The organism is uncultured Subdoligranulum sp. (assembly GCF_937890665.1).
Window position 1 is genome coordinate 1 of sequence record NZ_CALADU010000181.1, and the last position, 8,619, is coordinate 8,619.

The 8,619-nt window shown below is 56.7% G+C and carries 8 protein-coding genes and 1 pseudogene; 2 read left to right on the plus strand and 7 right to left on the minus strand.

Annotated elements, in window-relative coordinates; translation table 11 throughout:
* The 4 genes from Q0526_RS10330 to Q0526_RS10345 all read right to left on the minus strand — a co-directional run.
* Positions 1-906, minus strand: a 906-nt coding sequence (locus Q0526_RS10330; protein WP_298733213.1) for a type IV secretory system conjugative DNA transfer family protein, incomplete at its 3' end; no start/stop codon positions are given.
* On the minus strand, positions 903-1,379 hold the full coding sequence (locus tag Q0526_RS10335) for a PcfB family protein (RefSeq protein WP_154464427.1): 477 nt from the start codon (positions 1,377-1,379) through the stop codon (positions 903-905). The genes Q0526_RS10330 and Q0526_RS10335, both read right to left, overlap by 4 nt.
* Positions 1,380-1,421: 42 nt before the next feature.
* On the minus strand, positions 1,422-1,634 hold the full coding sequence (locus Q0526_RS10340) for a DUF5348 domain-containing protein (protein ID WP_003819042.1): 213 nt from the start codon (positions 1,632-1,634) through the stop codon (positions 1,422-1,424).
* Positions 1,635-1,649: 15 nt separating this feature from the next.
* The gene (locus Q0526_RS10345) at positions 1,650-2,777 is read right to left on the minus strand and encodes a DUF6017 domain-containing protein (RefSeq protein ID WP_298733225.1); all 1,128 of its coding nucleotides are present in this window, start codon (positions 2,775-2,777) and stop codon (positions 1,650-1,652) included.
* A 381-nt stretch (positions 2,778-3,158) separates the two neighbouring features.
* Between Q0526_RS10345 and tnpA the strand changes: the two genes are divergently transcribed.
* Positions 3,159-3,635, plus strand: a complete 477-nt coding sequence (gene tnpA, locus Q0526_RS10350) for an IS200/IS605 family transposase (protein ID WP_298733227.1) — start codon at positions 3,159-3,161, stop codon at positions 3,633-3,635.
* 214 nt (positions 3,636-3,849) lie between these two features.
* On the opposite strand, the gene Q0526_RS10355 is transcribed toward tnpA, so the two are convergent.
* The 3 genes and pseudogenes from Q0526_RS10355 to Q0526_RS10365 form a co-directional block, all read right to left on the minus strand.
* Complete coding sequence (locus tag Q0526_RS10355; RefSeq protein WP_298733229.1) at positions 3,850-4,305, minus strand: hypothetical protein; 456 nt, start codon at positions 4,303-4,305, stop codon at positions 3,850-3,852.
* Complete coding sequence (locus Q0526_RS10360; RefSeq protein WP_298733231.1) at positions 4,275-4,583, minus strand: hypothetical protein; 309 nt, start codon at positions 4,581-4,583, stop codon at positions 4,275-4,277. Before Q0526_RS10360 ends, Q0526_RS10355 begins: the two co-directional genes overlap by 31 nt.
* Positions 4,584-4,782: 199 nt before the next feature.
* A pseudogene (locus tag Q0526_RS10365) lies at positions 4,783-7,369 on the minus strand (cation-translocating P-type ATPase).
* A 393-nt stretch (positions 7,370-7,762) separates the two neighbouring features.
* Between Q0526_RS10365 and Q0526_RS10370 the strand changes: the two are divergent.
* On the plus strand, positions 7,763-8,619 hold an 857-nt coding region (locus tag Q0526_RS10370; RefSeq protein ID WP_298733233.1), incomplete at its 3' end, for a carbohydrate kinase.

Genomic DNA, 8,619 nt, shown 5'->3' on the forward strand with positions numbered 1-8,619 from the left:
CAACCGTTCAAACATGAGGTCAACGGGGGACTGAAATTCCGGGTCGTCCTCGCGGGCTTCACTGGCATTTATCATTTCAAGCAGCGTGGTGAAATTCATTTCATCGTCCGGCGCTTCGTACCAGATATAGCCAATGAGGGCCGAATACAGCAGGCGTTCCGATTTGATCCAAAAATCCTCGGCGCTTTTTTCGCCCTCGCCCTTGGTGTTGCAGATCAGCGTGTTTACCAGCTTCAAAATGTCCTTTTCCGAATGGATGTAGCGAAACGGGTTGTAGCGCATACTCTTGGAAAAGTTAATGGTATTCAGCACTTTTACCCGGTAGCCGCACCGCACAAGGAGCTGGCCCACCTCGCCAATCAGACTTCCTTTCGGGTCAGTAATCACGAATGAGGTCGGATAGTCTTTGGACACGCACTGCATGAGGTTAGGCTTCACAAAGAACCGGGTCTTGCCGCTGCCGGAACCGCCGATCACCAGCACATTTTTGTTCCGGGCGGTCTTGGGGTCTTTGGGCCGGTTGTTCATGGTGAGGCGTTCCGTCTGGGTCAGGAGGATGTTGTTGTCAAACACCGGGTCGATGTACGGGGCTATATCTTTGGGGCCTCCCCAACGGGCGCTGCCGTACTCGACACCCCGGCGATATTTCTTGGCGTTCTTGCTCTTGCAGTACACCATCAGCCGCAGTGCCACCGCACCGGCCACGCCCACCGCCAGATCGAACAGGTGGAAGCTGGGGGCGGCGCTTTCAAAGGCAAGGGAAAAGCCGTCCGCAAGGTGCAGCAGCTTTTCCGACAAGTCCGCCCCAGCCGCCAGCCGGTAGGTTTGTCCCAGCTTGCCGAACAGGTAAACAAACAGCAGGTAGGGCAGGTTGGCAATTATCAGTTTTTTCATTTCCGGCTTCATCGTGACAGCCCCCTTTCCTTGATTTTCTCCTTGGCCTGCTGGCTGCTTCTGGCCGCTGCCTTTTCTTTCAGGACGGCAAGGGTTTTTCGGATGGAGGGGCGTTCCTGCTGTTGGAGCTTCTTGGCCGTAAACTCCTTAAACGCCTGTTCCAGATTGTCCGCCTGCTTGGATTTGAAGATCACGATATACCGGGGCGGATGGGTGGTGCGGTCTTTCCGCAGGGTAAAATCAATGTCGTATTTCTTGGCGCAGGGCTTAAACAGGCCAATGTTGGCGTCGGTGATCTCAATGTTGGACAGGGCGGAACCGTCCTTTTTGAGCTGCCGTAAGCTCTGCTGTCCGTGACGGGTCTTGCCCGTCCCTTTCTGCCGGGCGGCCAGATATTTTCGGATGGCCGCTTGCAGCACTTGGGCGGTGAGCTTGCCCGTCTTAACCGCTAACGCTATGGTTTTCTGGTCTACTTCTTCCTGCAACTGCTATCCCCCCTTTGGAAAGTCAGCAGGCAGGCGGATGGCTTAAATCCGCACCCGCAGGCCGGAGAGGTCGTCGGCATGGATTCCCACCAGATACCAGTTCTCGGCCATTTCAATGCGGGTCGGCCTCCATCTGCCGCCTACCATCACATCAAAAGTTTCTCCGCAGTGCAGGCCGCCGTAATAGTCCGCAAGGTCAAAGCGGATGTCGTAGCGGTCTGTCTGCTCGTCAAAAATCAAAGCACCCTGTTTCATAGGGTCGGCCTCCTTTCAGATTTTGCCTGTGTTCATGTCGTGGGCCACCAGCGCCGTGTAATAGCCGTTGATGGTGCTTGGGGCGTTGAACAGAACCGCCAGCAGGTATTTTTTGATGTTCCGTATTTCCGTGGTGTTTTTGCTGATACAGTCAAAGACAAACTCAATGTGAGAGCTGTTCAGCTTCATCAGCTTGGATTTCACCAGCTCGGCGGGGTAATCGTCCCCGGCAATGCGGATAGTCTTTCGGGCGCTGCATACGGTTTCTACCAGCAAGTCCACGATCTCGTCCAGCATATCCCGGTCAATCCCCTTGGCGTACTGGCAAAGGTGTTCATACTCGATGTTGTCCTTGATGATCTCCCGATAAATCTCTACGGCGCTCTGTGATTTCGCTCCCGTTCCTTTCCGTTCCGGCGGCACAGCCGCTTCGTCCCCCAAAGGAGAGGGAGGGGAAAGGATAGGAATGGAATCGGTATTTGATCCATCCGTAATTGATTTCTCTTTACTTGATCTATCTTTATTTAATTGCGTTGGTTTTTCCTGCGTAGGGTTTTCCTGCGTTGGATTATCCAATGTTGGATTTTCCAATGTAGGTAAATCCGGCACAGGCTGGGGCTGTTCGTAAATGATGTAATCCGCCCCGCGCAGGCGGCCTTGGCTGTCACGCTCACGGGAACGCACGATATAGCCCGCCTGTTCCAGCTCCTTAACCGCCGCCCGGATTGCGTCGATCTGCTCCCGGTTGATAAGGGACAAGCCTTTCAGCGTAAAGTCCCAATCCTCCGGCAAGGACAGCATTTGCGATAGCAGGCCCTTGGCTTTCAGGGACAAGTCCTTGTTCCGCAGGTGGTGGTTGGACATCACCGTGTAGCCCCGGTTTTTCTCCACTCGAAAAACTGCCATCTCGTCGTCCACTCCTTTCACTTGAAATTTCACCGCGCCGTCAAGGGCGGTGCGCTTGCCCGGCTGGTAGGGACATTCCTCATACACACAAAACTGGTACTTCCAGTGCGGGCGGTAGAAACGGCAGGTGCCGCAGTCCTCCGGCGCTCCGGCCTCGCCGCTGTCAAAATGATCTGCGCCCGGCCTCGTCTGCATGAGCTGTTCAAAGGCCCGGTCGCTGCCGGAAGTAAAGTACATAGGCGGTCGCCTCCTTTCTGGTTTTGGGCGCAAAAAAGCGGCGTCCTGATCTCCCCAAAGGGGAAAAGAGAACGCCGCTGTCTGCGGTGTCGTGTTCAATTTTCGATGTGTCACTATTTGGGCGGTGGGCTTCACGGAAGGAAGAAGCGTGTCAAAGCTCAATCCGAAAGTAGTAAATCGGTAGTAAATTCAGTTCTTATATCCCGTGAAATGCCCGTATTTCCGGGCTTTTTGGAGATAATCAGAGTTGTTAGAAGAAGCGTAAGGACAACCCCCGGCTATGCCGGGGAGTGTAAAGAGATTATATAGTGAAAAAGACCTTCTGGTAGAATAAAGTTGCGGTCGGCCAACTGCAACAATATAACCAGGAGGTCTTTTAACATGAAAGAGAAGGATATCGAAACGCTACAACACACAACATGGAGATGCCAATATCATATAGTGTTTGCGCCAAAATACCGTCGGATGGCAATATATGGTCAAATCAAACAAGATATTGGGCAAATTTTAAGAAAGCTGTGTGAACAAAAAGGTGTGGAAATCATAGAAGCACAGGCTTGTTCGGATCACATCCATATGTTGCTGAGTATCCCTCCGAAGTATAGTGTATCACAAATCATGGGGTATCTCAAAGGGAAAAGTAGTCTGATGATTTTTGACAGACACGCAAATTTGAAGTACAAATATGGAGATCGACATTTCTGGGCTAGGGGATATTACGTTGATACAGTGGGAAGAAACAAGAAGCAAATACAAGAGTACATCAAGCACCAACTGGAGGAAGATCAAATAGCGGATCAAATGAGTTTGAGGGAATTTGTGGACCCGTTTACGGGTAGCAAGAATTCCAATGCATAAAAATAGCCCTTTAAGGGGCCGCCATGAGTCAGCAATGCAGTTGGCCGACCCATTCGTGGCCCCTTGAGGGGCGTTGTCCGTATTATGCCCTTCTAGGGCTTACACAAGCCCCCGGCTTAGCCGGGGGTCCTGACTGTATAAAGGGGTCAAGGCACGCTGTCACCCGACCCAAAGCAGCAGGGGCGTGGTGCTGCCCGCCACAGCCCTCGGCGCATCACACCGCCGACAGGGCAGAGAAGCAGCCCAGCAGGGTATCCCGGGCTTCGGGGGCATAGTAGGACAGGGTGATGGCATACATCCGGTCGCCCACCTTTTTCAGCAGCATGCTCTGCAAGGTCTGGGTGCCGTTGGCCTCTACGTTGTAATCCAGCGCGGTGAACTCGGTGTCGCCCACCGTGGTGGTGCTCGGTTCGCCAAAGTCCACTGCCATGGTGGTCTGGGCCATCTGCTGTTCCATGGCGGTAATGTACTGCTCCTCGGTTATGCCGGACAGCGGCAGCTTTTCGCTCATGACGATGATGTTGTTGCCGTCGCTTATATTGACGGCGACCATCTCGTATACGGTGGTGAGCTGGGTATAGTCAATGACCATCTCGCCGGTCTCGGGGTCTTCGTACATCATATCCACGCCGGCCTGCATCAACTGATTGATCTCGTCATCACTGGCCATGACCATATGTCTTGGGGCAGGGTAAACTGCAAGCCCAACACCGTGCTGGTGTAGCTGGTATCGGTGCGTTCCCCCGGTACATATTCTGCCGGCGGTTCCTCGGTGGGATCCGGGGTCGGGGTGGCCGGTTCCGGCGTGGGGGTGGCTTCCGTCGCCGTGGATTCCGGGGTGGAGGCCGGATCGGTGGTTTTCGACGTGCTGGCCGGAGCTTGTCCGCAGCCGCTCAGCAGGGCGGTCAGCCACAGGGTGGACAACAATACAGCAATTCCGTGTTTCATGGTACTCCTCCTGATGACCTTGGATTGTGCCGCGACAGGGAAGACGGCACGAGCCATCGTATACTACCAGTCTACACGGGAAAGAGAGGGCCTTGCAAGTGACGTTTTCCCCAAAAAGTTGTAAAAAAATTCTACATTGAATAAAAAAAAGGGCGGCACCAACGGTGCCGCCCTTTGCAATGGCGAACGTTCAGAACCCTTAGCGTCCCCGTACCACGCGGGAAAGCTGGATCAGCAGGGTGGGCAGGAAGGCCAACCCCACGATGCAGCCAAACTGGAACTGGTTGATGGGCGTTACAAGGAACAAGCCTTCCAACGCGGGCACAAACAGGACAAAGGCCAACAGCAGCACGCCGGTGCCAAAGGCCATCAGGGAATAGGGGTTGCCGGACAGGCCCAACCGGAAGATGGACTCGGTGCCCCGGCAGTTGAAGCCGTGGAACAGGCGGGCCAGCGTCAGGGGGGCGGAAGCCATCGTGCTGGCCGATATAGAAGGCAATCATCGAAACGATGCCGATCATCAGACCCTGACCGAACACATGGCTCAGCATGGGTTTGTCCATCATCGACGCGTTGGGGTCACGGGGCTTTTGGTCCATCAGACCGGGGCGCGCCGGTTCCATGCCCAGCGCAATGGCAGGCAGGCTGTCGGTGAGCAGGTTGATGAAGAGCAGATGCACCGGCTGGAAGGGCACGCTAAGCCCCACCAGCGAGGCGTAGATGACGGCCAGAATGGCGCCCATGTTGCCGGACAACAAGAACTGGATGGCATTGCGGATGTTGGCATAAACGCTGCGGCCGTTGAGCACGGCCTTGACGATGGTGGCAAAGTTGTCGTCGGCCAGGATCATGGCGGCGGCATCCTTGCTGACCTCGGTGCCGGTGATGCCCATGGCCACGCCTACGTCCGCTTTCTTCAGGGCGGGGGCGTCGTTGACGCCGTCGCCGGTCATGGCGGTGATGCAGCCACGGCGCTGCCACGCGGTGACAATGCGGATCTTATGCTCCGGCGATACACGGGCGTACACCGCGATGTGGGGTAGCTTTTCGTCCAGCTCGGCGTCGGACATTCCTTCCAACTCCACGCCGTCCACTGCCAGATCGCCTTCTTCAAAAATGCCGATCTGTTTGGCAATGGCGGTGGCGGTCACCTTGTGGTCGCCGGTGATCATGACGGTGCGGATGCCCGCCTTCTTGGCCTGTGCTACTGCCTTGACGCTCTCGGGACGGGGCGGGTCGATCATGGAAATCAGGCCCACAAAGGTGTAGTCCTGTTCATCTTCCAGCGTCAGCAGCCGGGCTTGTGCCATGGGGCGTTGGGCAAAGGCCAGTACCCGCAGGCCGTTTTCAGACAATTCCCGGTTTACCTGCTCAATCTCGGCGCGGCGCTCCGGCGTCATAGGCACGGGGCCGTCGGCGGTCAGCAGATGGGTGGAACGGTCCAGCAGCACGTCGATGGCGCCCTTGGTGTAGAGCATGGGGCCGTCGTCGGTGTTGTGCAGGGTGCTCATCAGCTTGCGGTCCGAGTCAAAGGCCAGCTCCGCCAAGCGGGGGTGCTGGCTGCGGTAGACCGGAGCATCCACATAGAAGTAGTTGCCCAACTGGACCAGTGCGACTTCGGTGGGGTCACCCACACCGGCGCCGCTTTCGGCATTCATGGTGGCGTCGCTGTCCAGCACGGCGATTTTCAGCAGGGTGCGCTGGGCCTCGTTGGCAAGCTCCAGATCGGTGCCGGGGGTCAGGGTGCTGTCCGCCCAGATGTTCTGCACCGTCATGCGGTTTTGGGTCAGGGTGCCGGTCTTGTCAGAGCAGATGACCTGCACCGAGCCAAGGCTTTCCACCGCCTTCAGTTCTTTAATAATAGCATTTTGCCGGGCCATTTTCTGGGTGCCCATGGCCAGCACGATGGTCACGATGGAACTCAGCGCTTCGGGGATGGCTGCCACCGCCAGCGCCACGGCGAACATCAGGGAATCCAACACGCCCATGCCGTTGCGGAACACCGACAGCAGGAACACCACGGCGCAGATGACCATGATGACCACCGCCAGCTTGCCGGAAAAGTCATCCAAATTCTTCTGCAGCGGAGTTTTGCGCTGCTGGGTCTGGTTCATCAGGCTGGCAATGCGGCCCAACTGGGTGTCCATACCGGTGCCGGTCACCACCATGGTGGCCCGGCCGTAGGTCACCAACGAACCGGAAAACGCCATGTTCTTCTGGTCGCCCAGTGCCACCTCGGTCCCCTCGATGGCTTCGCGGCTCTTTTCCACCGCTTCGGACTCGCCGGTCAGCGAGCTTTCGTTGACCTTCAGCGACCAACTGTTCAGAATACGGCCGTCCGCCACGATCAGGTCGCCGGCTTCCAGCTCAACGATGTCGCCGGGCACCACCTGATCCCCGGGCACTTCCATCCGCTGGCCGTCCCGCAGCACCTTGGCCGAGGGCGCGCTCATAGCTTTCAGGCTTTCCAGCGACTTTTCGGCTTTAAAATACTGTACGGTGCCCAGCACGGCGTTGAGGATCAACACCGCAAAGATGACCAGCGTGCTCTCCAGATTGCCGGAGAACATCGAGATGACCGCCGCTACGATCAGGATGGCTACCAACAGGTCCTTGAACTGCTCGGCAAAGACCGACAGCCAGCTTTTCTTTTCGCCTTCCGCCAGCTTGTTGGGGCCGTATTGCTCCAACCGCTGGGCAGCCTCCTGACTGTTTAGGCCGCCGGAGGTTACCCCCAGCGCTTGCAGCGCCTCTTTGGGGGATAGGTTGAAATAGGGTTTTTGCATAGGTACTTCCTCGCCTTCTCTATTGTAAAAAATAAACCGGGTCTACTCGAAATGGGAAAAGAAAAAAGACCCCCCGGCCGCTGGATCTTCCTATTCCCGGCCGAAAAGTCTTGTTACCACGTTCGGGGCGTGCTCCGCCAGATTCCTCTTCGGGAATCGGGATGTTGACGGTGCAGCTTACAACTACTCCCTTTTCAACCAGAAACTATACCATGATTTTGCCCGGAATGCAAGCAAAACTTGAAAAAAATGGACAAAAAAAGTATGTGAAAAAAACAACGAAAACCCATGCGGTATCAAAGGTTTTATGATATAATACAAAAGAACGAAAAACTACCACGGGCGGCACGGCGCCGGACCCGTATTCTTGAACACCATTTCGGGAGGTTTGTTATGAAAGATGTTGTTGCATTGGGCGAACTGCTCATCGACTTTGCCCCCGTTTCCGCCGACGAGGCGGGCTATCCCACCCTGAAAGCCCAGCCGGGCGGCGCACCGGGCAACTTTTTGGCGGCGCTGCAAAGCTATGGCTGCTCCACAGCCCTCATCGGCAAGGTGGGGGACGACGCCTTCGGCCATCTGCTGGTGGGCACCCTGCAAGGGCTGGGCATCGGCACCGAGGGCATCGTGACCGACCCGGCGGTGTTTACCACGCTGGCTTTTGTCACGCTGGATGCCACCGGCAACCGGTCCTTCAGCTTTGCCCGCAAACCCGGCGCCGACACCTGCCTGCGTACCGAAGAGGTCAACTACACCCTGCTGGACGACTGCAAGGTGTTCCACTTCGGAACTTTGAGTCTGACCGGGGAACCCGCCCGGGAAGCCACGCAGGCGGCGGTGGCCTATGCCAAAGAGCACGGTAAGCTCATCAGCTTTGACCCCAACCTGCGCAAACCCCTCTGGCCCAGCGAGGAGGACGCCAAGCTCCAGATGGAATGGGGCTTGCGGCAGGCCGACATCGTCAAGATCAGCGACGAGGAGATCGACTTCCTGTGGGGGCTGACCCCCGAGGCCGGCGCCCAGAAATTGCTGGACGAGTACGGCGTACGCCTTGTCTATGCAACGCTCGGCCCCAAGGGCTGCCATTTTGCCAACGCGAATGGCTGCGGCGAGGTGTCCTCCCCCACGGGACTGCATGTCATCGACACCACCGGCGCCGGGGACATCTTCGGCGGCAGCGCTATGAGCCAGTTTTTACGGCTGGGCAAAGCGCCGGAAACGCTGACCATCGACGAGATGGCCGCCATCAC

Excerpts from the sequence above, each read along its gene's own strand:
- Q0526_RS10355 (WP_298733229.1), bottom strand. The coding sequence starts at position 4,305 with ATGGCCAGTGATGACGAGATCAATCAGTTGATGCAGGCCGGCGTGGAT.
- Q0526_RS10340 (WP_003819042.1), bottom strand. The coding sequence starts at position 1,634 with ATGAAACAGGGTGCTTTGATTTTTGACGAGCAGACAGACCGCTACGAC.
- tnpA (WP_298733227.1), top strand. The coding sequence starts at position 3,159 with ATGAAAGAGAAGGATATCGAAACGCTACAACACACAACATGGAGATGC.
- Q0526_RS10360 (WP_298733231.1), bottom strand. The coding sequence starts at position 4,583 with ATGAAACACGGAATTGCTGTATTGTTGTCCACCCTGTGGCTGACCGCC.
- Q0526_RS10345 (WP_298733225.1), bottom strand. The coding sequence starts at position 2,777 with ATGTACTTTACTTCCGGCAGCGACCGGGCCTTTGAACAGCTCATGCAG.